Source organism: Nitrospira sp., from assembly GCA_016715825.1.
GTDB lineage: Bacteria > Nitrospirota > Nitrospiria > Nitrospirales > Nitrospiraceae > Nitrospira_D.
Genome location: JADJXO010000002.1, coordinates 541,374 through 565,863, shown reverse-complemented (window position 1 = coordinate 565,863; position 24,490 = coordinate 541,374). Strand labels below are relative to the sequence as shown.

Below are 24,490 nucleotides of genomic sequence, written 5' to 3'. Positions count from 1 at the left end.
TCTAGCAGCCCAATCGGGCGGCATCGGCGTCTGGGACTATTACATTTCTGAAAACAAACTGGTCTGGGACAAGCAGATGTATGCCCTCTACGGCTACACGCCTGAGAATTTCCCCGGGGCGTATGAGGCCTGGGCCGACCGGCTCCATCCTGAGGATCGAGCCCCGGCCGAATGCCCTCCAAGCCGCGCTCGAGGGACAAGGTCGATTCGACACGGAATTTCGTCTTCTCCTCCCGGACCAGAGCGTTCGCTATATCAAGGCCTCTGCAGTGGTCATCAAGGACGAACGGGAGCAAGCGGTCCGAATGATCGGCATCAATTACGACATTACGGTGCGCAAGGAATCAGAACGGACCTTGCATGAGCTTTTTGGTTTCCAACAAGCCATTCTCTTCAATGCTCCCCATGCCGTGATCGCAACCTCGACGGCGGGGATCATCCAGCATTTCAATCCAGCAGCCGAAAAGCTCTTGGGCTATTCAGCTGAGGAGACCATCGGCAAATTGACCCCAGCGGTCTTCCACAACTCTGAAGAAGTGGCCGCGCGCGCGAAGATCTTCGGCGCCGAATTGGGAATCGAGCTGGAGCCAGGGTTTGATGTCTTCGTCGCCAAGGCCCGCCTGAACGTGCCCAATCAACACGAGTGGATCTACATCCGCAAAGACGGCACGCGAATCCCCGTGCTGCTCACCGTCGTCGCGATCCGTGACCATACCGGCACGATCACTGGATTTCTGGGGATGGCAACCGACATATCCGCACAGAAGAAAGCTGAACGGTCCCGATTGGCGGCGGAAGCGGCGCTTCGGGAAAAGGAAGAGCTCACCCGCGCGATGGTCGACAATGTTCTGGACTGCTCCATATCCGGCTCGATTCCGGGGACATATTGACCGGAACCAGGGAGCGCCGTCTGAAGGGGTCCACCACCGACGAGATTACTGGGCGTCCTTCTCGTGCTTTTACGCCGAGGAACACCAAGCCAGCGTAAACCCACGGCGTTTTGGACGCGCGACCGTCCATCACCACGTCGAAGACGAGGGATGGCGGTCGCCGCAAGGACGGCTCACGGTTCTGGGCCAATGTCGTCATGACCAGCCTGTTCGACCACGATGGACGACTGAAAGGCTTCACCAAGGTCCTCCGCGACAGGACGGAACGGAAAGCCGCTGAGGGGAGGCTGGAGCAAGCAACTCGCGACCTGGAAGCCCGTAACCGAGAATTAGCGAGGGCCAACCACTCCGCGCTTGCCGCTACCCGCGCCAAGAGCGAGTTCCTGGCGACCATGAGCCATGAGATCCGCACCCCGATGAATGCGATCGTCGGCATGGCCGAATTGCTTCAAGAAACCCCGCTCACGCCTGATCAAGCCAATTATGTCGGCCGCTTCAGCCGCGCCGCTGCGTCACTCATGGAGCTGATCAATGCCATCTTGGACATTTCTAAGATCGAAGCGGGTTACATGGCGCTGGAATCGGTGCCGTTCGATCTCCCCAATCTCACCGACACGATCGCAGAGCTCATGGCCGGCAAAGCGTTGGCCAAAAAACTCGAGCTCTTGGTGCTCGTCCACCCGGACGTTCCGCAGGGTGTCGTCGGCGACCCAACTCGACTGAATCAGGTGCTCGTGAATCTCGTGAGCAATGCGATCAAGTTTACGGAATCCGGGCATGTCATGATCACCGTCGAACCGGCCCCCGATCGATCGACCGCTCAGGCCCTTCGCTTTTCGGTGTCTGATACCGGCATCGGGATCCCAACGGATAAGCTCCAGTCCATCTTTGAACCCTTCACCCAAGTCGATTCCACCACGACGCGAAAATATGGCGGCACGGGACTCGGCTTAAGCATCTCACAACATCTCGTGAAACTCATGGGGGGGCACCTTGCGGCAGACAGTACGTTAGGCGTCGGCACCACCTTTTCCTTTACCATTACCTTGCCTGAGGCTCCCCTCGTCGTAGCCAGCCAAACAGGACGGTATCTCGATTTGCACGCGATGCGCCTGCTCATTGTGGACGACAATGAGACGAATGTGATGATCGTCCGTGAACATCTCTCGCGAAGCGGAGTCCAACTCTTCGAAGCCACGAGTGGCGCGCAGGCGTTGACGATCTTGGACGACGCGCAACGGCGAAACGAGCCGATCGCCCTCGCCATTTTGGACTATCACATGCCTGGCATGAATGGGTTGGACCTGGCGCAGGCGATCCGCGACCGACAAGAGTTTGCGACGCTGCCCCTCATTATGCATGTCTCCGACCTTCAGGGAGACGATGCTCGCCGAGCCCGATCTTTGGGAATTGCCAACTACCTCTATAAACCACTCAGTCGACGGCGTTTAATGGATTCGTTGGCCGCTGCGCTCAACCTAGAACCCGTCGGAGCGGCCCAATACGAAGGAGCAGAGCGTTCAGAACAGACCACCCTAGCTCCCTGTCACATTTTGTTAGTAGAGGACCTGGAAGATAATCGCGACGTAATCGCCCTCTTTCTGAAGGACACCCCCCATCAGGTAGACATGGCCGAGAATGGCGCCGTCGCCCTGCACAAATTCCAGACCGGTCACTACGATTTGGTGCTCATGGATATGCAGATGCCGGTGATGGACGGGCTTGAGGCCACGGCGGCCATTCGCGCATGGGAACGCGCGCAGCAGCGCAGACCCACACCGATCGTGGCACTGACGGCCAATGCCTTCAAAGAAGAAGCGGAGAAGTGCTTGGCCGTAGGCTGCACGGCCCATCTGACAAAACCGATCAAGAAAAAGACTCTGCTGAGTGCCATCGCCCAATGTGCCGACACTCCGCGAGACCAAGCCGCCTAAGAAAGGAGCTGATTGGTGAGGAACCTGTCTTCTGCACACGACCCACGCCTCCTGCTCGTCGAGGATGAACAAGACACCGCCGATCTCGTGACGTTGATCATGACGGAACGAGGCTATCACGTCTCCCACGCTGCGGACGGCTCGGCCGCGTTGGAAAAAATCGCGTTGATGCCACCCCCGTCCCTCGTTCTGTTGGATATTCAGCTTCCCCATGTCGATGGCATCACGATTCTCGAGACTATTCGCGCCACACCGGACTGGGAGCATGTGCCGGTGATCATGTTGACCGGGGTCGCTGATCAAGACAGGATCAGAAAGGTACGTGCGCTTACCGTCCAGGACTATGTGCTGAAGCCGTTCCGACGGGAAACCTTGCTCCGATCTGTGGACCAATCCCGTGGGACGCCGGCCCCGCCGCGCTGATACCAGCTTTCTCGATGAGTGAGTCGGGCACCCCCCTCGGACGGCATGGGCCGAAGTCTTGTTCGGAGTTCTCTCCTGGGCATTTCAGTTAAGGATTCTAGGTAAATAACCGATACCGGACTGATCGGAGACGCACTGATGGAACACACGCCGCCCACAGAGGCAGTCGTTCAAAGCGAAGAACTCGTACACGTCGATGCCGCTTTCGAGCCACTCATCCCAAAATTCTTGACCAACCGAAAGAAAGAAGTCGTGACGATGCAGGAAGCCCTGACCACCCAGAACTTTGAAACAGTCCGCACCGTGGCGCATGGGATGAAAGGCGCCGGAGGGAGTTACGGCTTCGACCGGGTCAGCGACATGGCGGCCGTCATCGAACAAGCCGCCAAGACGCGCGACGCTTCCACCATCGAACGTGGCCTTCCGGTGTTGGGCTCCTACCTCGAGCGAATCACGGTGGTCTACGACTGAATCCGAGCAACAGAAGGAGTGAGGTCATGAAGCAGAAACACAAGATCCTCGTCGTCGAAGATGAGGGAGATACGGCCGCGCTGTTGAAACACGTCTTAGAGCGGGAAGGCTTCTCCGTCCTCCAGGCAAAAGACGGGCGCCAAGCCTCCTCACTGATCGGTACCGTCCCGCCACCCTCCCTCGTCCTTCTCGACCTCGTGCTGCCCTATGTGAGCGGAGCGGAGTTGCTGAAACTCATTCGCGATCACCCCGACTGGTGCCACACTCCTGTGATCATGGTCAGTGCCGACTCCTACGAGCCGGATATTCAACAGGCCCTCCACCAGGGAGCTACGGCCTATGTCACGAAGCAGAAGGGATCCGCCGGTCTCATTGAGGCTATGCGGCGAGTCCTACATCCTCCCGCTTCATCACGCACCCAGCCAGTCGTCAGGAAGCTCCCCAAGGCGGCTCAGAAACAGCGCCCATCCGTACGCCGTCGACCTCGCAGTAGTCATGAAAAGAAGCGCGCCGCATGAGTCACGCGTACACACAGATTGCTCACAACACTCTGCCCATCATGAAGACCGGTTCCTGGATTATGCCGAACAACGTTTGAGGAGGCCTCATGGGGAAGACAGCGACTTCTTCCGTACCGACTGTACTGATGATCGAGGATCACGACGACACCGCCTGCTTGGTGCGGTTCATTCTAGAACGGAACGGCTATGCGGTCCGGCATGCCCCTGATGGAAAGAACGCCAAACGTCTGACGGAATCGAGCGAGCCTCCCGACTTGGTGCTGCTCGACATCTCATTGCCCTCCTTGTCCGGTTTCGAAGTCCTACGCGCGATTCGGTCCACACCGACCTGGGAACAGATCCCGGTCGTCATGCTCACGGCCAACAGCCGCTCAGAATCGATGGCCGAGGCAACCACCCTAGGAGCCACGGAATATTTAAAGAAACCCTTCACACCGGAACACCTTCTCAGAACGGTCGCCTCGTGTATGCCACGACCAACCACTCCGCCCGAGCCTGAGGTCACACACTCCCAGCTAAAATCTGCCCTAGATTAACCATCCGTACCTACGCAACGCGGGAAGCGCTCCTCTGATCCCACGATTGATAAAAGACTGCCGCTGAATCGTTGGCTACGCTGGGTAGCATCCTTCGCTTGTTTGGCACGGTGCACTTCGAGTATACTTCTTGGTTTGCGCCCCACTACCGTGGCGTATTTTTGTCATTACAAGGAAACCTCTTCATTATGTCCACCGTCCGCGCCCCACATGACCGCCGGAGCGATATCCGGAATATCGCCATCATCGCGCACGTTGACCACGGCAAGACGACGCTGGTCGATGCGGTGCTTCGCCAAACCCATGTCCATCGCAAGATCGACGACATGGGTGAACGCATCATGGACTCGATGGATCAAGAGCGGGAACGCGGAATCACGATCCGTGCGAAAAACGCCAGCGTCATCTACAACGGCGTGAAGATTAATATTGTGGATACGCCGGGCCATGCCGACTTCGGCGGTGAGGTGGAACGCACGCTCCGCATGGTGGATGGTGTGCTGATCTTGGTCGATGCCAAAGAAGGCCCGATGCCGCAAACGACATTCGTGTTGCGGAAAGCCTTGGCGCTCGGACACAAAGCCATCGTCGTCATCAACAAGATCGATCGGCCGGACGCGGTCGTCGACGATGTCGTCAATCGCACCTTCGACCTCTTCGTGCACCTCGGGGCCACGGACGAGCAACTCGATTTCCCCATTGTCTACACATCGGCCATCAAGGGGATCGCCACGCTCGATGTCAATAAGCCGGGGACCGACATCGTCCCGCTCCTCGATACCGTCTTGGAAAAGATTCCTGCGCCAGCCATTCATGCTGAGGCCCCGCTCCAAATCCTCGTCCTGGCGCTCGTACAAGATCCCTATAAAGGCAAGATGGGGATCGGCAAGGTTCAGTCCGGTTCGATTGCTCGACGGCAGAATGTCATGGTGCTCGGGAAAAACGGTGCCCAGTTTCCCGGCAAGGTCTCCGACCTTGCGGTGTATTCGGGGCTCGACCGAGCCGATACCGAACAGGCAGCAGCCGGCGAAATCGTCGCCGTGGCGGGACTCGATGATGTGAGCATCGGCGACACCATCGCCGACGCCGATACGCCGGTGGCTCTCCCGCGTGTGACCATCGACGAACCGACGGTCCAGATGACGTTTTCCGTCAACAACAGCCCCTTCGCCGGACGGGAAGGGAAGTTCCTGACCTCGCGCCATTTGCGTGAGCGCCTCTTCAAGGAACTCGAGACCAACGTGTCGCTCCGCGTGAACGAGACCGACAGCGCAGACCGCTTCCTGGTCGCGGGTCGAGGCGAGCTCCATCTGTCCGTGTTGATCGAACAGATGCGACGGGAAGGATATGAACTGCAAGTCTCGCAACCGGAAGTCATTCTCCATCGTGAAGGCGGCGCCGTCATGGAACCGTACGAGGAGTTGACCATCCAGGTACCGGAGACCTATCAGGGAACGGTCATCGAGGAAATCGGGAAGCGCCGCGGTGAGATGCGCCACATGCGCTTGATTCATTCCGACGTCGGCACCAGTGAAATGCATCTCGAATACCATATTCCAACCCGCGGCATCATGGGGCTGAAGAACCTGCTGTTGGCCAAGACCCGAGGAACCGTTATCATGCACCATGTCTTCACGGCATACGAACCGGCTGAGGAACGAGACCTGATCGTCGCCCCACACGGTTCTCTTGTGGCCTTCGAAGACGGTACCAGCACAGGCTATGCCATCTTCATGACTCAGGAACGCGGCGCGATGTTCATTGGTCCGGGCGTCGAAGTCTACCGAGGAATGGTCGTGGGCCAAAACAGCCGCGATGAAGACCTTGATGTGAATGTGTGCAAGGAAAAGCACCTCTCCAATATGCGAGCATCCGGTTCCGATGAAGCCTTGGTCCTTACTCCACCACGTGAAATGACGCTGGAATTCGCCTTGGAATATATCGGATCCGATGAACTGGTCGAGGCCACGCCACAAAATCTCCGTCTCCGAAAGCGCCTCTTGAACCCAGACGACCGCCGCAAGGCACGGAAAGCGGGCAAATGAGATGTCGTTCGTGAAACGTCGTTCGTTTGCGGGATAAGCTCGGCTCGCTGAGTCGAAACGGCCTTCACGATAGACGAGGTACGGTTTTGAGATGAGAATCCGCAAAAAATCGCCCAAACCTTCGGCAAAGCGACCACCCCTGTATTTTGTCGGCTATCGAGGTACCGCTCCCGCAACGAACGAGGTCAACGCACTCTATGACCGCGAGTATGGCGGTCCGCTGAGCATCCGCCATGAAGACGGTTCGGCTGAATCCTGGCAAGCCACACATGGCCCCTGGTCGGCTCATGTGGTGATGCCGTTGCCGATGAGTCACGTCGCTGAAATCATGAAGCAACTGGCTTGGGAGCACGAACTCATGGGTGCGGTCGCCCCATCCGTCGCTTCGCCGAGGGATATGCCCGACACCATTCTGCTTGCGGCCCGATTAGCTCGCTGCTTGACGCTCTTGTCTCAAGGGACGGCGTACGATGTCATCGCGCAGGCGTATATCAATCCATCGGACTGGCAGCAGCGCATGCTCACGAGCTTTGTTTTGGATGACCACCTGTCGATCGTTCATGATGATGCGTCAGACAGTGACCGCGTGTGGTCCTATTCGCTGGGCTTGAGCAAGTTCGGACTTGACGAGGTTGAGGTCTTCACGCGTAAGGGGTTGTCCGACAGCACAGCACACGAACTCCTGTCGGCATCCGCCGGTGAATTGCTACGGGTGGGACATTCTCCGAAAGTCGGAACCTCTTTCGAGCTTCCTCAACTAGGCCGTGCGGTCCACATCACGAACTATCGAACGGCCGCCCCCGCCGGACGGATGTTAGGATTCCGAGAGCTGAAGACTTCGTGAGTTTTTCGGCGGCTTCACCGGGTACCGCGCCGGGCCTTCCAGGCTGTTGACAAGCTTTTAAACCACGGAGTACAAAGTTTAAGTATACGTAGCAGTGGGGTCCTTCCAATTCGAGACCTCAGTACAGCAATCACCCATACAGTCCTATAAGGAGGTTTGTGATGAGCGATGTAGCACCGGAAATCAAGGTGGGCGATACAGCACCGGACTTCAACCTGAAGGATCAGGACCAGCAAGATGTGAAGTTGAGCGACTACAAGGGCAAGAAGAACGTTGTGCTCTGCTTCTACCCACTGGATTGGAGCCCTGTCTGTCAAGGCGAGAACAAGTGCTTGACCGATGACTTTCCAAAATTTCAGACTGCGAACGCCGAGCTGTTCGGCATCAGCTGCGACAGTTTCTTTTCGCACAAGGCCTGGGCGGACTCTTTGGACCTGAAACACCGTTTGTTATCCGATGTCCACCGGACAACCGCGAAGTCCTACGGCCTCTATTTCGAGCCACTCAACTGCTCCAAGCGAGCGACAGTGATCGTCGACAAGACCGGCAAGGTCGCCTATGCGAAGGTGCAGGAGATCAAAACGGCGCGCGAGGACAAGGAAATTCTCGATGCGCTCTCGAAGCTGAACTAACTGGACACGCCGGAGCAAGATAGGGCTGAGGGCTGAGTGGTGCTGGAGCTCAGTCCTCAGCACCCATGAGAGGCGAAGTGGTCGAAGACGTCAGTGACGCCAACTATCAAGAATTCACCCACGCACCGGCTGCGGTCGTTTCCTACGGTCTCGCCACGTGTGAACCATGCAAGATTTACGACCCGATTCTCGAAGAGGTGGCCGCGAAATTTCCGGATCTGAGGGTCGGGAAGGCCAAGATGCATGTGCCCGGTCGCTGTCGAGAAATTAAGAAGAATCACACATTTGAGACATATCCCACTACTCATTTTTTTTCACATGGGAAGCTCGTGCTGACACGCGAAGGAGTCGTAGAATCGGCCGAACTCGTCGCATTGATTTCAGACCATTTGCTTCAGTAGTGCCGATGCCGCCCGTTTTACGCCACCTTCACTAAAATCCGACCCTCGTGAGGAAACCTCAGGAGGACCCAACACAAACCGATGGCGGCAAGCATCACCACCATCTACCGAAGCATCGATGTTCGCCATCGACCTGGACGGTGAGATCACGGCGGTTTCTGGGAGGATGGATCATGAAATATTTGTTGAGTTCTCTTTTATTCTGCGCACTACTCCTCTCGGCCCTGTCGGTTGATGCCCACAAAGCAAAAGATTCCGGTCCCGTCACGGCCCACCACGGCGGACAAGCACTCGCTGCAGGCCCTTATCACCTCGAACTGGTGGCCACGGATGGAGAGCTCACGCTGTACGTGACGGATCATTCTGACAAAACCATCCCCACGGATGGGGCGAAGGCCAAGGCCACTATTCAGCATGGAACGGAGAAAGCCCGCACTCAGATCGAGTTGGAACCGTCAGGTGAGAATACTTTCAAAGGGGCCGGAATATTTACGATCAATCCGGATACCGGCGTCATGGTCTTCCTCAGGATGCCGGAGCAAGACGCCTACGCTGCTCGCTTTACTCCACGCCAGACCAAAGGCAAGTGAGCCGGATCGGAGTGAACGCTAGGCTGATACTTCGTACGCCAGGTCGCGGGATGGAACCAATCGAATGTTGGTGAGAGTTCCTTGAGTGATACGTGGGGCAAGTTCCTGGAAAATGTTTCGAGCCAAATTTTCTCCGGAGACGGCCTGTCGGTTGAAAACAAGTGACAGGTTTTGCTTATTAAATTTCTTGATGACCGTATCCTCCACCAGCCTGTCTAAGGCCCCGATATCGGTCACCATGCCAGTCGTCGGGTCGATTTTCCCGCGCACAGTCACAAAACAATCCCAATCCCGCCCTTGACAGTCCGCTTGCAGCGCGTTGAATGTATATCGCCTGGTGACTGTGGTGATCTCTCGGCCGTCTGCAGCCGTGACCTCGGCATACAGATCTTCATCCTCACACAGCCGAAGGGTATGGAGAGTTCCGATATCCTGTTGCGCCGCGAGTTTCGCCCACAAGACATGCGCAAAGTTCTCTGATGTTGGGATCATCTCTTTGAAGTAGGGCATATCGAGGTTCAGATTCTTGTGATCGAATTCTTCGATCACATCGAGGAGCACCCGCTTGAGATCGAACAGGTTGACGACCATGCCGGTCTTCGGATCGATCTCGCCGGAAACAGTTAGTTCCAAGAAATAATTATGTCCATGAGCGGGAGCGTTATAGCAACGCCCGAACACCGAACGATTCTTCACCTCGTCCCACTCCGGCCGCATATAGCGGTGAGCGGCGGCAAATTCGATCCGCTTGGTTAACAGAACGGTGGGCATCATCCTCACGTACTGACACTTGGGTGCTGAGCCAAAAGATCAGCGCCCTGCGGTCACTCCTCGGTCACGCTCAGCAAGTCGGCAAGCCACTCTTCTCTCATTGTCCCTGGAACTGAGACTTCATGCCTGTACCCACCGTGGTCCACACGGATGGTCACCGGCCGAGTGAGGTCCGCAAACGTGTGCTTCATCGACACCGTCGGTCGAAACCGTACGAAATGAACCGCACTAATCTTTGTCTCGTGGCTCCGGCCACCCTCGAACTCACCGAAGACGACTTCGCCACCTGCTGTGATCGCGACCTTGTTGCCGTGGTCCAGACCCATGAACTGATCAAGCCGTTCCTTTACGTCCGCTTCGTCGATGATTTCAATCAAGAGCGTCGCGCTCAATTCTCCGGGATCGGGTAACAGTGCATTATACACTTCCAGCTCATCCTGAATCTTGACCGGATCGACGATGCGTTCCGCTCTGATCATTTCCTGGATCTGAAACCTGAGCGTTTCTCGGTTTTCAAACACCAGGGTCATCAGCGGCCCAACGGAAATTCGGCGCCGTTGCTTCAGTGTGATGATACCAGCCCGAAACAACTCGCGTCTCCGATCATACTCTTCAATCGAGATGAGCTCGTCTGCCCTAAGTGTCTTCATCAAATTTCCTCACATGGTTCGGCACGCACAGGTGAGGTCTAACACCTTGCGCTCACCGCTACGCAGGCAACCCATACGCGTTGCGGACAACCTGTATCGGATGCAACACGGTCTTGCCGGGCGTATGCGCCGATCCTCGGGCTTGATCCAACTGCAATCCGGCCAGTGGACAATCCGAGGCGATAAGGTCAGGTTGGGCGTGCTCGATTGCGCGGACGGCCTTCCCGGCGATTTTCATCGACAGTGAGAAGAACTCCGTCTTAGCCGACCATGCGCCATCATGTCCCGAACACTGTTCGATGACCTCGACCTGCGCGCCGGCGCACTCCATGAGTTCCTTGGATTTAAACCCGATATTCTGATCTCTCAGGTGGCAGGGAATCTGATATGCGACACGCCCAGGGTTTAGTGTGAAATCGGTCGCCAGATGGCCGGCCTTTTTCATCCCCATAAGATACTCGCAGATATCGAATGTCCGCTCGGCAACCTGCTTGGTCTGCTCATCGGGCTGGAGCGCTGGATATTCCCGTTTCAGCATCAGGCTGCAACTGGCGGTTGGAACCACGACATCGTAGCCGTCAAGCACCCACGGATGCAATGACGCCACGTTACTCCTCGCGGCTTGTTGAATCGCTTGTGTGTCGCCCATATCGAAACTCGGCATCCCGCAACATCGCTGCGGCGGTACCACGACCTGCACGCCGTTCTTCTCCAACACTTGCACCGTCGCCTTTCCGACATCCGTTACTTGGTAGTTCACCAGACAGCTGGCAAACAACGCGACCTTGCGAATAGGTGGATCAGCCGGAGGTCTTGTCGTCCGACGGCCGAACCAACTAGGAAACGTCTCACGTGAAAAGTGCAGAAGCCGACGGTCTTGATGAAGGCCCATCACCCGATCGAGAATACGGCGTACAAGTTGGTTTCCCAAGAGACTGTTGGTGATTGAGGCCGTCGCGCTTCCCAGTTTCCCAATCGTATCCGTCATCGTCAGTAGGCGATCCCTCCACCGGACGCCTCGCTCAGCGGCCAAGCGCTTCTTCCAGACCACCATCAAGTGGGGAAAATCGATTTCATAGTGATGCGGTGGGGTATACGGACAATGGTTGAAGCAGAGTTTACAGTAGTAGCACTCATCGACGACCTGATGGTGATCACTGGGAGTCAGCTTGGCGACATCACCTTCATGCACATCAATCCGGTCCAGCAGGGTATTGAACGAGGGGCACAGATTGAAGCAACGTCGGCACCCGTCACAGACCTCGTAGATCCGCAGCGTTTCTTTCTCTAGCTGCTTCACATCGACCGGCAGGATGAGGCTGAGACCTTTCATCGTTCCTCTTTCCCCAAAACGACGAGCGGCCAGCCCTCGTCGACGGATTCACGCTACGTCGCCGAACACTGACCGCTGAACGTGCGCTGATACCCTGGCTAGGCCTTCAGACTATCCAACCCTTTTTGAAACCGGTTGGCATGAGATCGTTCGGCTTTTGCCAACGTTTCAAACCATTCGGCCAACTCGGGAAACCCCTCGTCTCGTGCTGTCTTGGCCATGCCTGGATACATCTGGGTATACTCGTAGGTTTCGCCCTCGATAGCCGATTTGAGGTTCGCATCCGTGTTGCCCATGGGCACACCGGTGGCCGGATCACCGACTTCTTTTAAGAAATCGAGATGGCCGAACGCATGGCCGGTCTCCGCCTCCGAGGTATCCCGAAAAAGCCCACCGACATCAGGATACCCTTCGATATCCGCGCGGCGAGCGAAATACAGATACCGCCGGTTGGCTTGAGACTCCCCGGCAAACGCATGCTTCAGATTGTCATGACTCTTCGTCCCTTGTAAGCTCTTTCCCATAGCATCCTCCTCCTTGTTCGAAGGCCCACCCTTCTCTATGTACTGCCTCAAGAACCTTTGTCGTTTGCAACCGGGCATTAAGATAGCGCAGCCATCATAAGAGGTTCAAGGGGGCTTCTCTCCTGCATACGGTCAATGGGGCAAACAACATCCCACCTACCCACCGATGGGGCTAGTGCTCGCTTGGACGGCCATATGTTAGACTCCACCGATTCAGAATAACCTTCGATTTTTACACAAGAGGGTCCACGATGATCACGCCACATTCTTTTTCTTCACGCATAACCTGTGTCATTGCGCTGGTCCTATTGATCGTCCCCGGTTGCGCCCACGATTCGTACCAACAACGAGCCGACATCATCAAAACTCACGTCGGAGACTTTTATGATCATCTCAAGGCCAATCGAGTGAGTGCCGCCGTTCATGAGAACGAACAGATTGAAGTCATGGCTGATCAGATGGCTGAAACGGTCCTGAAACAAGGTCAGAAACAAGGGACGACGCAGGTCGAGCGGGAATTCGCCCTGATGAAAACCGCCAGAGAAACGGCCGCCCAAAACTGGATCGCCTTGGGTCAATATTTCACGATCAGGGAGCAACCGGAGAAGGCTCGTGCATCCTATCAACGTGTGATTGATGCCTATACGGACCAGACAGAGCGTGTGTATCGAGAACAGGCCTTGCGAGCATTGAGCGACTTGGAAATCGTGTCAGAACCTGCCTCAGGCCTGATCCCTTGATTGGTGAGACCGCGGTGCCAGCCAAGACATTTCTTTTGTAATCGACTGCCCATGCCTTTCCCGGTCCGGATCATCTTTCTGCTGCTCTCTCTATGGGGAGGGAGCACAAGCTGTGTCCACAACATTCATGTCGCACCGCTTCCGGACAGCCCTTCATCTGCTGGTATTCCGAGGAGTCTTCAACTCATCACCAGCGCCCCCTCACTGGAAGGCGCCGACCATCGGCCAGGCATCACGCTGCTGAAATGGTCGCAGTCCGACCTCCACCAGGCGATCTTGGGCTACCTACAACAACGCGGCATCTTTGCATCGGTTTCGGATGAACCCGGTGACCTCACACTTCGCGTGACCACTCAACTGTCTCTCACCTCCCGCCGAGGTCTCTATTATTACCAGATCGTCCTACAAGGAGAGATGAGTGAAGCAGAACGGCCTCTCAACTCTTATCATGTTGAACAAAGGGTAGCTGGCTTGTCAGTACGGTGGGTGACGAGTTCCGACCGTGTCCCCATCGAAACAGCCCTACGGCTGGCTTTGGAAGACTTAACAGGGGAAATTGAGAAGGACCGGCCCCGCTACCTGCTAGCTACCGGCAAATCAGGAGAATAACGATTCTTCAGCGACCCCTCGATCATGCACGAGCAGATTGAGCGATCTTCACGGGCTCAGAAGTACTTACTCCCGGGTGAGAATCCTCCAGAGATGATTCCACATATTCCGGACAGTCGAGGCGGAAGGATTCCTCGCCAAAAGCCGCATCATAGAAACCACAGTGGTGGGGCGCCTGCGCGTCCTCATGAGCATGAGAACGGAAGTGTTCGCAAGACACACACATCCGTGCAACCTGAATTTCTCCTTGCAATTGAAGCGCGCGAATCAGTTTTACAAGCGCTGTCAGGAGGGCAATCTGCTCCTGGGTCGAGAGATTCTCGGTCGCCGACGCCAGAATCTCCGGCCATCGGTTTTCTACGTGGCCCGCTTTGGCCCCCAGCGCGGTAAGATGCACCGTCACGACACGGTTGTCGAGTTCACGGCGCCGCCGACGGACTAACCGTTTTTGCTCAAGCGTTCGGATGACCTCAGAAGCAGTAGGCAGCTTGACGGAGAGTTCCCGAGCAATCGTTGACACGGTCGCCGAATGATTCGGCCGAGACCGGAGAAACGTGAGCACTTGGATTTGTAAGGGACCGATACCTTGCCGTCCCTTTCGTCTCCAGGTTCGGCTCTTCATCGCCAACCCTATTTTGGAAAGCCCCGTCACCAAACGATCAGGGAGCGAGTCCTGGTCGACCTGCGGTAGTGCTGACATAATAACCCCCCTCTCCCTAAATATTCGTTCGACGAGGGGTGTAGTCTATTGTGCTTTGGTCTTTCCCGTCAACCCCATCCCTAGGGTCATTATTCCCTATAGGATTGCCGATCAGCGGACCACAAGGACCCCACAATGGGCATGTTGAACGACACGGGTGGACACACTGCCGAGCAGGATGCGGCCGATTGCACCTAGTCCATTGGCTCCGGTCACGATCAGGTCAGCCTTCTCCCGTTTCGCCACGTTCAGAATTTCTTCAGCTGGTTTTCCCAGCTTCAGAGCCTCCTTGATCTGGAACCCTGATTTCACCAGCTTCTCTCCGTATCGTTGCATTAACTGTTTTCCGGCTTCCTTTACCTCTGGATACTTCAGATAAGGCATCGCGTGCACGACGATGACCAGTATGGGCTCTCGATCTAGACCATCGGGTGTCGGACTCATCTGGCGCATCAGAAACCTGAGTGCCTTATCTGACGCATCAGATCCGTCGATTGCAAGGACGATGCGTCGGACAGGCCGAGGCCGTTCCTTCACCACCAAGACCGAACAAGGCGCATGGTGGATGGCATGATTCGAGACACTGCCCAGCATAAAGCGATCCAAGGCATCCAACCCCCGAGAGCCGATCGAGAGCAGACTCGCTCCGCGCTCCGCATATTTCATGATGGTGCCGGCCACAGCACCTCGCTCCACCGAGACCCCTCCATTCAAACCTAATTTGGCCAGCAAGGCGATTGACTCTTCTTTCGCCGCCTTGGCTGCCTTCTCCAGCCGGTTGACTTCGGACTGGACATAGCGCTCCGTACCGGCCATGATCGGTTGCACCATAAATGGAGCCCGAACACTTGCCACATCGACCACATGCAGAACACGAACAACCGGCTGCACAACCAATGGCATGCCTGCCAACCATTCAATCGCCCATCTGCCGTATTTGGAACCATCCGTCGTCGCCAGAATCTTCATGTTGGGTACCCTCTTTTTTGTACGGTTGCTCGACGAAATATCGTGCGTGCCTTCAGTGCGCGCCACTGAACCGTTCTTTGAACGCCTCTGCGGAAAGACCACTCAATGCAGCATATCGACCTACCAGGTCAGGATTGCTCAGATCATCTTCCGTAAGCCGAATCATGTACTGCCGAGCAATCTGGTAGGACTGTGAATCAATCTCCACCATTCGAACCCTGGTCCGTCCTGTTGAGGAATCCACCATGGCCTTGAAGAGTATCGGAGTGAACCGCCCGTTCTGAATCGAGACCATAGCCGACGTCCCGCCGTCCAGCAGATACTGCGCGGCGCAATAGCCAAGGTCACGCGTATACTCGATATCGTAGGGAATCGGATCGGCACAACGAAGTTCATATCCGACGTTCTTCGCCACAAGGGTCGTAGACAAGCCCAGCGCGTGAAGTTGCTTGGAGAGCTCACGCCGCAAGACGTCGCCCACGTCCACGTCCGTCATACGTATATGACCGTGCTCGTCGCGCTCAACATGCTCCAAGCCGCCCAGATCATGTGGATCAAGAATTTCGATCAACCCTTCTGCCAGCACGGCCACGCCGTCGGTTCGACCATGTTCCCGTCGCTTGAGGATCGCCCCTATCAAGAGATCCACCACCCGTTGGAGCCTCACCGGACGATCTCGAAACTCCTCTGGAATAATCGTCAGCGTGGCACCGGCCGCCTTCCCGATCCCCAATGCCAGGTGTCCGGCCTTGCGCCCCATGGTCACGACCAAGTACCAGCGGCTGGTCGTACGGGCATCCACCATGAGATTCTTCACGATCTCGACTCCAACGTGACGGGCGGTTTGAAACCCAAACGTGGGAATCCCGTGAGGAAGATCCAGATCGTTGTCGATCGTCTTCGGAACATGCACGACTTGTAGACGCCCTCTCGATCGCTCCTCCAATTTCATGGCCGAAAATGCTGTATCATCCCCACCGATCGTCATCAAACGAGTGACCCCAAGCCTCGACAGCGAAAACAGCACGTTGTCGAGCAACTCTCCACTTTTCGTCGGGTTGGCTCGCGATGTGCCCAAATACGATCCGCCTTGAAAATGGATCCGGCTGATCTCCTCGATCGAGAGCGGACGCACTTGTCCCGTGGTCCCCTCCATGAGCCACCTGAACCCATCGATGAGACCGAGCACATCTGAGCCTCCGAGAATACTGCGGATCGTGGCCGCACCAATCACGCTATTGATCCCAGGTGCCGGCCCTCCACCGACGAGAATACCGACTGTTGTTCGCTGTTCCGTCATGGACTGTTCCTTCGACTGATTCCCGACAGACCTCCCAGCTGAGTCCTCCTCCGGGGCATGGTTGTATACTCCATTTCCTCAAGAGGCAAGCGGTGTGGTCTCGAAGTTCGATGGATCACAGCTTTCCTGGGTACTGAGGGTCACCCAGGTTGTTCCTCTACTCCCACCTGCCCGCGAAGACGATTATAATTGAAGGCGATGTGACCACACCGCTGACGGCCTAGATCGTGCTGCTCCATTTCTTCGATCAAATCAACCACCTTCCTCCGCAATGCCGGAGACGCCGCCGCGTGTCGAGGAGTCTCACGACCGAGTGCAAGATGAGGCTGATCCGACCACTCGAGGTACGCTTTTTCCAAAAACTGGGTGAGCAGCCGACCATCTTCTTCTTTCGTCACGACCACCATGGCCGGTTCGTCCGACCGGAGTTCAGCCACCGACAGTTGCCGGACCGGTGGGGTCGCCGTCTCGCCTCGGAAATGCAGCGAAAACCCAAACGCCGCTGCAAGTCGATGCTTGATCCGATCAAGCCGCTCAGGACCATCGCATTCCACCATGAGTTGTAACGATGTCAACGTGACCTTCGCAACGATGAGGTCTGACCCGCTGCTTCGATCCCGCTGCACCCAGGTGCATGCAGGTGGAAACGACCCGACCCGGCTTGAGCTTCCGGACAACGGCGGCGGCTTCTCCGCCTCAAGCTCACCGATTTCGGTTAACCCATCGACAAAGAATGGATATTCGTGATGATCATAGAGGGCCACGGCATAGAGATAGGGCTGCCCATCGGGACGGCGGTAGAGAATATGGACGACGGCATCCACCAACGCCTCCATGCGGAGCTGTGCGAACGCCCAGAGCAGCAGGTGCCCGAACCGCTTCGCGAACTCTCTCCACTCCCCTAACGCAAAGGACCCGGTGGTCATCTCCATCTCTCTACGCCATTCTGCTGTGATCTCGAGCAGCGCTTTGGCATCGGCTGGGGAGAGGATGAGCCCGCCGCCGGCCCACACCGCCTCACATGAGCCACCGGCATCCGGGTTTCGAACCACGCGAGCCAGTAATACCTGACCCGCCGCAGCATCCTTAAGAGAGTCCATGCTGGGCACCACAAACGAGGTTTGATCTCCGAGCGACCGCAGCGTCAACTTTTCCCCAGACTTCGGCGTGGCGGTCAGTTCCAGCAGGTCGAGAGAAGAACGCTTGAGCGGATCGAGCCATTGTCGTTCTTCATCCGGAATATGTTCGGTGATGACATCGCGCAGTTGTTCGATGAGGGTCAATTGTCCATCTTCAGGATAGAAATCACAGAGGACTGAGAGGTCGGCAAGATCGGTTTCTTGTGCGAGAGGGGCAACGATTCGTCCGACGCCTCCTCCCACGTAAGGCCTGAGCATCCGTGCCAGTGCGATCTCTCGCTGCAGGGCGAACGTCGGCTGGCGCGACAGCGATTCAAGTCGCGCCAGCACCGCATCGAGGGACGGAGGTCTCGACGTCCAAAAACCTGCCGCTCGTTCACTCCCGAGCTTCATGGATCTCTTCCATCACGATTTCTTCCGCGTCAAGCCAATCGCGGAGTGCGTTCCCTTCTTGACGCCCTCGCTGAACCCACAGTTCGTGGGCTTTGCGCGAGATTCGATCCCACATCCCATCCGGCAATTCGATGGGTTTTTCCATTACAGATGAGGCCGATGAAGATTTGTCTTTCACTTTACTGGCTGACTTGACGCTGGCTCCCATGACTCGCTCCTCGGTTACACGTTGGCTGATCCTGATCCATCTGAAACGACGCGTCGATGGCCAGGGCGGAACTTTGGGCTCCGGACCATCAACACTGGGCACGAAGACTTTCGAAGGACTGACTCCGCGATACTGCCGAACAGCGCATGGGACAACCCGCTTCGCCCATGAGTTCCCATCACGATCAAGTCGGCCGGTTGCCTCCGAGCCGCATCGAGGATGGAGTCGGTCGGCAGCCCACCCGACACCTGGAATTCGGACGAAACGCCGGCGAAGACAAGCGCCGACGCAAGATCCGATAATCGTTTCGTATGATCTGCCTTGATCGATTCTCGTGTTGCCCTATGGGGGAACGTGAAGTCCAATCCGTACGAAATAGGTTCCAACACATGAAGAAGGGAGAGAGAGACCTTCGACCGCTGCGCGACCAGCGCTGCATATTCTAAGGCATCAATCGAGCAGTCGGAGAAATCAACCGGCACCAAGATCCGTTTAAGGTGCGTAGGATCGCGTCGGTTTTCCACGGCCTGTGCTTCTCCATAGGGTTGAGCGCACGCAGCCAGAACCGGGCAGGGCGCTCCCCGGATAATCCGTTCGGCCGTACTCCCCAGCAGCACACGTGCCAGGCCGGTCTTCCCTCTCGTACCCACGATGACCAGATCAGGATCTTCGGCAGTTGCGACCGAAAGGACTTCCTCGCTTGGGATACCTGTGGCAATCCTCGTGTGGGCGATAATCCCGCGATCGACCGCCCGTGCTTTCAGCGCCACCAGCTCGGTCGTCGCCTGTTTCATCAATTCGGTCAAATAGAGCTGATTCACGGGGTTCTCTGGATCAAGCCCAGGTGGACATTCCAACACGTTCATCAGGCTCAGCGAGGCCCCCCATGATCGAGCCAGCGCGAAGGCATAATCCGCCGCTACCGCCGAGCCCCGCGATCCGTCGGTCGCCAAAAGCAGTCTCGGTGCACTTTCAGTCGACGTCACACCGCCTCCGCACTAAGAAGCAGCAACTCGCCGTTCATCGTCGGGTGGATGGAGCATCGAAAGACGTGCCGACCCGGTCGCGTCATGTCAAATCGAATCGTGGCCTCTTGTTTTGGGCCGAGAAAGACTCCCCCCACTCCACGACCGTACACGACGACTCCGTCCTTCTCGATTTGAGTCGGAATACCCTCAAACATCGTCGAACTGAAATCATGTCGATCCGAATCTCCATTCCGTACCTTAATGACTGTGGGGAACCCCAGTCGCAACGTACTCTGCTTCGTCACAAACCGATAATCCTTAATCGTTACGTCTACTACCTGTTCAGATTGCGCGCCAAGGATCCCACCAGAGCTCCACATCAGGCACACTATGCAAAGAACCGTTCCTGGCATACGCCTCCGCACCCAACTTGGTTCATGGGTCATAGTCCCCTCCCTCTCCTCATCAACGCGACGCCTTTCTTTGGGAAGTGGAAGCCGGAAGCGGGACAGTTAGGACCGGACAACCCGCCGTACGAACGACTTTTTCGGCTGTGCTTCCAAAGAAGATCTTATCCACACTGCCGGACCGGCCTCCATAGCTCCCTATCACAACCAAATCAATGTTCCCCGTGCGCGCAACTTTGGTGATTTCGACGAACGGTGCCCCTTCAAGGATCGTACGAGTCACCTTCACCGTGTCCGCCTCATTCGACTCCAACAATTGCCGTACATTCAGGCGGGCATGGTGGCGCAATCGGCGGCGCTGTGCGGTGGCATCGGACGGGACAGCAAGCAAACCCAATCGATTGAATGCGGTGAGGGCGCTGGTATCAATCACATGCAAGACCAGGATTTCCGCCCCGCAGAGACGCGCCATCTGACAGGCTACCCGAAACGCCTCTTCTGAACAGGGAGAGAAATCGACCGGGACCAAGATAGTCTCAAAGAGATTCGAATCTCGTCCCATGAGCGCTCCTTCTAGACACAGGGTGAGCAAGCACGGTGCCACTCACGAGGGACTGGCGGTGGTGGTCGAGCCCGTGGAGATACGGATGTTTGACCTTATTTCTGAACACTTAACCGGTTATCGCGCATGGGTCTGCCTCCAGCCGCCTCCCGAAGCAGGGGCGCTCTGCTACAACGACGATTCACCACTTGTGGCAGAAGGCGACAGAAGAGGTGAGAGGTGATCGGTACAGTGTCAGAGGTAAGAGGAAAATGCCTCTCGAAACCGCTAAACCGCCCTCTATCCCTTTCACATTTCGCTTTTCACGTCTCACGTCTGCAAACGGCATCGGACTTGCTGCTCTTGCTACTATTGATGGACAGCTAGGGGGACTGATGACAAGGGCACGTTGGTTTCTGCTTGGAGCCGTGGGGTTAGGGGTTGTGATCGTGATGTACGTGGTTTTCTTCTGTCCAGCAGATTGTCAGTGAGGCCTCTTATGAAACTTTTGCTCGCCGTTGACGGTTCCGACAACTCGTACGAGGCTGTGCGATCCCTCAGGTATCTGGCTCGAGCTGAAACACTGCACATCCTGCACGTGCTCGACGTCCCTCAGCCAGCGTACCCCTTAATGGTGCCGGAGGTCGCTCAGGAGATGTACCAAACCGTCGAGCGGAACATGCGTGACGACGGGGCCCGTCTCCTGGATCGCATTGTGTCGTTGCTCCCATTGGATACAGGGCCTGTGACCAAGCACCTGGTTGTCGGGCCTCCGGCGGATCAGATCGTGGCCTTGGCCGAACAAAACAACGTGGGACTGATTCTCCTCGGCAGCAGAGGGCTTGGACCGATCAAGGAACGGCTCGTTGGAAGTGTCTCGCATAGAGTGTTGACGTTCGGAACCGGGGCCAAGCTGATTCTTCCCGGCCCCTTGAAAACGCTTCGTCATATGCTGCTCCCCCTGCAAGGGACCGATGACGCAGAGCAGGCACTCGCCTTGCTTCAACAGAAACCCTTTCGTGACCCACCGGCCATCACGCTGTTCACCGTCCTCCCCCACACCAGACCACCCTGGCCGATTGATGCCGTCTCGGCTGAGCACATGGAAACCCATTCTCTCAACAGAGGGAAGGACTTTCTCGAGGAAATTGCCGCCAAGCTCAGACAATGCGGCTACCAAACCTGCGTGTCGGCTAAGTTGGGCACTCCGGTTGATGCAATTCTTGAAGAAGCCGGAGCATTGAATACAGACCTGATTCTCATAGGGTCTCGCGGACGTCGAGGCGTCACCCGTATGGTGCTTGGCAGCGTGTCACATGCCCTGTTGCACCAGGGGGCCTATCCGCTCATGGTTTTCGGCTAACGTTCAGGGCATAATCGGAAGGATGCTCAGCATGCCGATGTACGACTATAAATGCTTAGATTGTGGGAAAGAGTCGCTTATCGTAGTAACCTTAAAGGAGCATGAAGCGGGAGTGGTTTCATGTCCGGCATGCGGCAGCACGAAACTGCAGCAACTCTTCAGCCCATTCATCGCTCACACCACGAAGAAGAGCTAACAGGATGACGACTCCACAGACATGCCTACGACGATGTCTTGCAGCAGGACTCTCCGTCCTCGGTCTGATGAGCAGTTCGATACCCCCCTCTGCTTCCGCTCAAGCCTATCCGCCCGACAGGGCGCGTGGCAAAGCCGTGTATGAACGTCACTGTCGGACCTGTCATGGGCCCACTGGCCAAGGAGATGGACCTGGAGCAGCGACCTTGAAAATACCCCCGGCGAATTTTCAAAAGTTTCAATCGTTCCTCAAATCCGACGAAGAGTTACTGCGGACGATCGAGCATGGCATCGTCTTCAGCCCAATGCATGCATGGCGCGGCCAACTCACAGACGGGGAAATGCAGGATGTCGTGGTCTACATTCGCATGCTGTCGGAACATGCACGATAGCTGATCCAATGACCGGTTGATTCAAGCCTGAAGATCGAACGTTCAATAGATCAGCAGATTTCCCCAACCTGACAATGGTTCCCAAGATCTCCCTGACACCCCATGATGCGTTGCTCATCACAGACATCCAGAACGATTTCCTGCCGGGAGGTGCGCTCGAGATACGGGGCTGTGAGGAAATCCTTCCGATTTTAGAGAACTATATCCGCCGATTTCACCGACGCGGGCACCCCATCATTCTGACGCGTGATTGGCACCCGGCTGACCACTGTTCCTTCGTGTCTCGCGGAGGTGTGTGGCCTGTCCATTGTGTCGCCGGTTCTCCAGGGTCTTTGCCGCCCGCGTCCTTTCCAACTCCGGATTCGGCCGTCATCATTTACAAGGCCACCGATCGGAACCAAGAAGCCTACTCGGCATTCCAGAATACGAGCTTGGGTCGCCTGTTACGAGACTTGTCCGTGCGACGTCTGTTCGTCGGGGGATTGGCAACGGACTATTGTGTTCTGAACACGGTCAAGGACGCGCGAACGGAAGGATACGACGTCTGCTTGTTAACGGATGGCATCAAGGCAGTCAACCTTGTTCCTGATGACGGTCGGCGGGCCGAGGAAGCAATGATCAGTCTGGGGGCCGTGCCTGTTCAAGTGGAGATGCTTCAAGCATGAATCCCTCGACCAGTGCCCTGCTGGCAGATCTGTATGAGCTCACGATGGCCCAGGCATATCTAGAACAGGGGATGACGGGGTCGGCCGTGTTCGAGTTCTTTGTCCGTAAACTGCCCGCCAACCGGAACTTTCTGGTCGCAGCCGGTCTCGAACAAGTACTGAGCTATCTCGCGGACCTCCATGTGACACAGGAGGAACTCCTCTGGCTTGATCGATCCGGACGGTTCAGCTCGGGCTTCCTTCATCAGCTGGAAACACTACGATTTACCGGCGATGTGGACGCGATGGCCGAAGGAACCGTCTTCTTCCCCCACGAACCGATTCTTAGGGTTACCGCGCCACTTCCACAAGCTCAGCTCGTGGAAAGCCGCGTCATGAACCTCTTGAACTTCCAGACCATGGTGGCCTCCAAAGCGGCACGCTCGGTACTCGTCGCCGGAGGAAAGCCGCTCATCGATTTTGGATTGCGCCGCGCGCACGGCGCCGAAGCAGGGCTTCTTGCCGCTCGAGCCAGCTACCTCTCTGGTTTTGCCGGAACGGCCACCGTCCTGGCGGGTAAGGTCTTTGGGATTCCTCTCTACGGCACCATGGCCCATTCATTCGTGCAGGCTCACGGAGATGAGCTCCTCGCCTTCGAGCATTTTGCCCAGGCTCACCCGGCCAATGTCGTTCTACTGATCGACACGTACGATACCGAAGCCGCCGCACAAAAGATCGTCTCGTTGGCTCCGAAGCTCAACACGAGGGGAATTTCCGTGAAAGGCGTTCGTCTCGACAGCGGCGATCTGGCCGATCATGCCCGAAAAGTCCGCCGCATCTTGGACGAAGGCGGATTGTCCCACACGCAGATCCTCGCCAGCGGGAATCTTGATGAATACCGCCTGAGAGACCTGGTGAACAATGCGGTGCCGATCGACAGCTTCGCCGTGGGCACGGCCATGACGACCTCATCGGATGCTCCCTCACTGGATTGTGCCTATAAACTACAAGAATATGTGGGACGACCCACGCGGAAGCGATCGGAGGGCAAAGCCACCTGGCCAGGCCGTAAACATGTCTATCGATACCTGACGCCTGACACGCGTTTGAGCCACGACATCGTCACGACAGACCGTGATCGCCGACCAGGAGAACCGCTGCTGCGACCTATCATTAAAGAAGGGCGCCGCCTTGAATTGGCGCCCAACTTAGGTGAGACGCGACGGTATGCCGCAGCGCAGTTAAGACAACTCCCCGAATCGCTCCAAGCTCTTGAGATCGGGCCGCCCTATGACGTCCAGATTTCTCAAGATTTGCAGAGCCTGGCCCAGGCAGTCGACCGCAGCCTCTAACACAA

The 24,490-nt window shown here is 56.5% G+C and carries 30 protein-coding genes; 18 read left to right on the top strand and 12 right to left on the bottom strand.

All coding sequences use genetic code 11. The features are described from left to right. Positions 1-122 precede the first annotated feature (122 nt). The 11 genes from IPM58_08760 (at position 123) to IPM58_08710 (ending at position 9,287) form a co-directional block, all read left to right on the top strand. Positions 123-890 (top strand): PAS domain-containing protein, encoded by a 768-nt coding sequence (locus IPM58_08760; protein MBK9307165.1) that lies wholly within the window; start codon positions 123-125, stop codon positions 888-890. 110 nt (positions 891-1,000) lie between these two features. Then, a complete protein-coding gene (locus IPM58_08755) occupies positions 1,001-2,824 on the top strand; it encodes a response regulator (protein MBK9307164.1) in 1,824 nt (607 codons plus the stop codon). A 15-nt stretch (positions 2,825-2,839) separates the two neighbouring features. Continuing rightward, positions 2,840-3,247, top strand: coding sequence for a response regulator (locus IPM58_08750; protein MBK9307163.1), 408 nt, complete (start codon positions 2,840-2,842; stop codon positions 3,245-3,247). 138 nt (positions 3,248-3,385) lie between these two features. After that, complete coding sequence (locus tag IPM58_08745; protein MBK9307162.1) at positions 3,386-3,718, top strand: Hpt domain-containing protein; 333 nt, start codon at positions 3,386-3,388, stop codon at positions 3,716-3,718. Positions 3,719-3,744: 26 nt separating this feature from the next. Next, positions 3,745-4,236 carry a response regulator gene (locus IPM58_08740; GenBank protein ID MBK9307161.1) on the top strand — a complete coding sequence of 164 codons (492 nt, stop codon included), beginning with the start codon at positions 3,745-3,747 and terminating at the stop codon, positions 4,234-4,236. 89 nt (positions 4,237-4,325) lie between these two features. Continuing rightward, positions 4,326-4,775: a response regulator gene (locus tag IPM58_08735; protein MBK9307160.1), complete on the top strand. Its 450-nt coding sequence runs from the start codon at positions 4,326-4,328 to the stop codon at positions 4,773-4,775. A 188-nt stretch (positions 4,776-4,963) separates the two neighbouring features. After that, positions 4,964-6,820, top strand: a complete 1,857-nt coding sequence (typA, locus tag IPM58_08730) for a translational GTPase TypA (GenBank protein ID MBK9307159.1) — start codon at positions 4,964-4,966, stop codon at positions 6,818-6,820. A gap of 91 nt (positions 6,821-6,911) precedes the next feature. Further along, entirely contained in the window at positions 6,912-7,664 is a 753-nt protein-coding gene (locus IPM58_08725) for a hypothetical protein (GenBank protein ID MBK9307158.1), read from the top strand. Between the two features lie 161 nt (positions 7,665-7,825). Further along, positions 7,826-8,296, top strand: a complete 471-nt coding sequence (locus tag IPM58_08720; protein ID MBK9307157.1) for a redoxin domain-containing protein — start codon at positions 7,826-7,828, stop codon at positions 8,294-8,296. A 77-nt stretch (positions 8,297-8,373) separates the two neighbouring features. Further along, positions 8,374-8,697 (top strand): thioredoxin family protein, encoded by a 324-nt coding sequence (locus IPM58_08715; GenBank protein MBK9307156.1) that lies wholly within the window; start codon positions 8,374-8,376, stop codon positions 8,695-8,697. A 173-nt stretch (positions 8,698-8,870) separates the two neighbouring features. Continuing rightward, positions 8,871-9,287, top strand: a complete 417-nt coding sequence (locus IPM58_08710) for a hypothetical protein (GenBank protein MBK9307155.1) — start codon at positions 8,871-8,873, stop codon at positions 9,285-9,287. Positions 9,288-9,305: 18 nt separating this feature from the next. Here IPM58_08710 and IPM58_08705 read toward each other — a convergent pair whose 3' ends face one another. The 4 genes from IPM58_08705 to IPM58_08690 all read right to left on the bottom strand — a co-directional run bounded on the left by IPM58_08705 (position 9,306) and on the right by IPM58_08690 (position 12,565). Next, positions 9,306-10,061 carry a 6-carboxytetrahydropterin synthase gene (locus IPM58_08705; GenBank protein ID MBK9307154.1) on the bottom strand — a complete coding sequence of 252 codons (756 nt, stop codon included), beginning with the start codon at positions 10,059-10,061 and terminating at the stop codon, positions 9,306-9,308. Between the two features lie 50 nt (positions 10,062-10,111). Beyond that, positions 10,112-10,708 (bottom strand): DUF3501 family protein, encoded by a 597-nt coding sequence (locus IPM58_08700; GenBank protein MBK9307153.1) that lies wholly within the window; start codon positions 10,706-10,708, stop codon positions 10,112-10,114. 58 nt (positions 10,709-10,766) lie between these two features. Then, positions 10,767-12,041, bottom strand: a complete 1,275-nt coding sequence (locus IPM58_08695) for a Fe-S oxidoreductase (GenBank protein MBK9307152.1) — start codon at positions 12,039-12,041, stop codon at positions 10,767-10,769. Positions 12,042-12,139: 98 nt separating this feature from the next. Continuing rightward, the gene (locus IPM58_08690; GenBank protein MBK9307151.1) at positions 12,140-12,565 is read right to left on the bottom strand and encodes a rubrerythrin; all 426 of its coding nucleotides are present in this window, start codon (positions 12,563-12,565) and stop codon (positions 12,140-12,142) included. Between the two features lie 251 nt (positions 12,566-12,816). Here IPM58_08690 and IPM58_08685 point away from each other — a divergent pair, with 251 nt between their 5' ends. After that, positions 12,817-13,305: a hypothetical protein gene (locus IPM58_08685; GenBank protein MBK9307150.1), complete on the top strand. Its 489-nt coding sequence runs from the start codon at positions 12,817-12,819 to the stop codon at positions 13,303-13,305. A 51-nt stretch (positions 13,306-13,356) separates the two neighbouring features. Next, positions 13,357-13,914: a hypothetical protein gene (locus IPM58_08680; protein ID MBK9307149.1), complete on the top strand. Its 558-nt coding sequence runs from the start codon at positions 13,357-13,359 to the stop codon at positions 13,912-13,914. A gap of 22 nt (positions 13,915-13,936) precedes the next feature. On the opposite strand, the gene IPM58_08675 is transcribed toward IPM58_08680, so the two are convergent. The 8 genes from IPM58_08675 to IPM58_08640 form a co-directional block, all read right to left on the bottom strand. Beyond that, complete coding sequence (locus IPM58_08675) at positions 13,937-14,614, bottom strand: winged helix-turn-helix transcriptional regulator (GenBank protein ID MBK9307148.1); 678 nt, start codon at positions 14,612-14,614, stop codon at positions 13,937-13,939. Between the two features lie 111 nt (positions 14,615-14,725). Beyond that, positions 14,726-15,583 (bottom strand): universal stress protein, encoded by an 858-nt coding sequence (locus IPM58_08670; GenBank protein ID MBK9307147.1) that lies wholly within the window; start codon positions 15,581-15,583, stop codon positions 14,726-14,728. A gap of 52 nt (positions 15,584-15,635) precedes the next feature. Beyond that, on the bottom strand, positions 15,636-16,883 hold the full coding sequence (locus tag IPM58_08665) for a 6-phosphofructokinase (protein MBK9307146.1): 1,248 nt from the start codon (positions 16,881-16,883) through the stop codon (positions 15,636-15,638). A 140-nt stretch (positions 16,884-17,023) separates the two neighbouring features. Then, the gene (locus IPM58_08660; protein MBK9307145.1) at positions 17,024-18,415 is read right to left on the bottom strand and encodes a hypothetical protein; all 1,392 of its coding nucleotides are present in this window, start codon (positions 18,413-18,415) and stop codon (positions 17,024-17,026) included. Further along, the gene (locus IPM58_08655; GenBank protein MBK9307144.1) at positions 18,399-18,623 is read right to left on the bottom strand and encodes a DUF2934 domain-containing protein; all 225 of its coding nucleotides are present in this window, start codon (positions 18,621-18,623) and stop codon (positions 18,399-18,401) included. Before IPM58_08655 ends, IPM58_08660 begins: the two co-directional genes overlap by 17 nt. A 14-nt stretch (positions 18,624-18,637) precedes the next feature. After that, the gene (locus IPM58_08650) at positions 18,638-19,609 is read right to left on the bottom strand and encodes a universal stress protein (protein ID MBK9307143.1); all 972 of its coding nucleotides are present in this window, start codon (positions 19,607-19,609) and stop codon (positions 18,638-18,640) included. Continuing rightward, the gene (locus tag IPM58_08645) at positions 19,606-20,004 is read right to left on the bottom strand and encodes a cupredoxin domain-containing protein (GenBank protein ID MBK9307142.1); all 399 of its coding nucleotides are present in this window, start codon (positions 20,002-20,004) and stop codon (positions 19,606-19,608) included. Before IPM58_08645 ends, IPM58_08650 begins: the two co-directional genes overlap by 4 nt. 52 nt (positions 20,005-20,056) lie before the next feature. After that, entirely contained in the window at positions 20,057-20,560 is a 504-nt protein-coding gene (locus IPM58_08640) for a universal stress protein (GenBank protein MBK9307141.1), read from the bottom strand. Between the two features lie 478 nt (positions 20,561-21,038). Here IPM58_08640 and IPM58_08635 point away from each other — a divergent pair, with 478 nt between their 5' ends. The 5 genes from IPM58_08635 (at position 21,039) to IPM58_08615 (ending at position 24,485) form a co-directional block, all read left to right on the top strand. Continuing rightward, positions 21,039-21,902 carry a universal stress protein gene (locus tag IPM58_08635; GenBank protein MBK9307140.1) on the top strand — a complete coding sequence of 288 codons (864 nt, stop codon included), beginning with the start codon at positions 21,039-21,041 and terminating at the stop codon, positions 21,900-21,902. A 31-nt stretch (positions 21,903-21,933) separates the two neighbouring features. Continuing rightward, positions 21,934-22,098: a zinc ribbon domain-containing protein gene (locus tag IPM58_08630; protein ID MBK9307139.1), complete on the top strand. Its 165-nt coding sequence runs from the start codon at positions 21,934-21,936 to the stop codon at positions 22,096-22,098. 4 nt (positions 22,099-22,102) lie between these two features. Further along, positions 22,103-22,489 (top strand): cytochrome c, encoded by a 387-nt coding sequence (locus IPM58_08625; protein MBK9307138.1) that lies wholly within the window; start codon positions 22,103-22,105, stop codon positions 22,487-22,489. Between the two features lie 74 nt (positions 22,490-22,563). Further along, positions 22,564-23,154 (top strand): isochorismatase family protein, encoded by a 591-nt coding sequence (locus tag IPM58_08620; GenBank protein MBK9307137.1) that lies wholly within the window; start codon positions 22,564-22,566, stop codon positions 23,152-23,154. Continuing rightward, positions 23,151-24,485: a nicotinate phosphoribosyltransferase gene (locus IPM58_08615; protein ID MBK9307136.1), complete on the top strand. Its 1,335-nt coding sequence runs from the start codon at positions 23,151-23,153 to the stop codon at positions 24,483-24,485. The genes IPM58_08620 and IPM58_08615 overlap by 4 nt, the downstream gene beginning before the upstream one ends. Positions 24,486-24,490 lie beyond the last annotated feature (5 nt).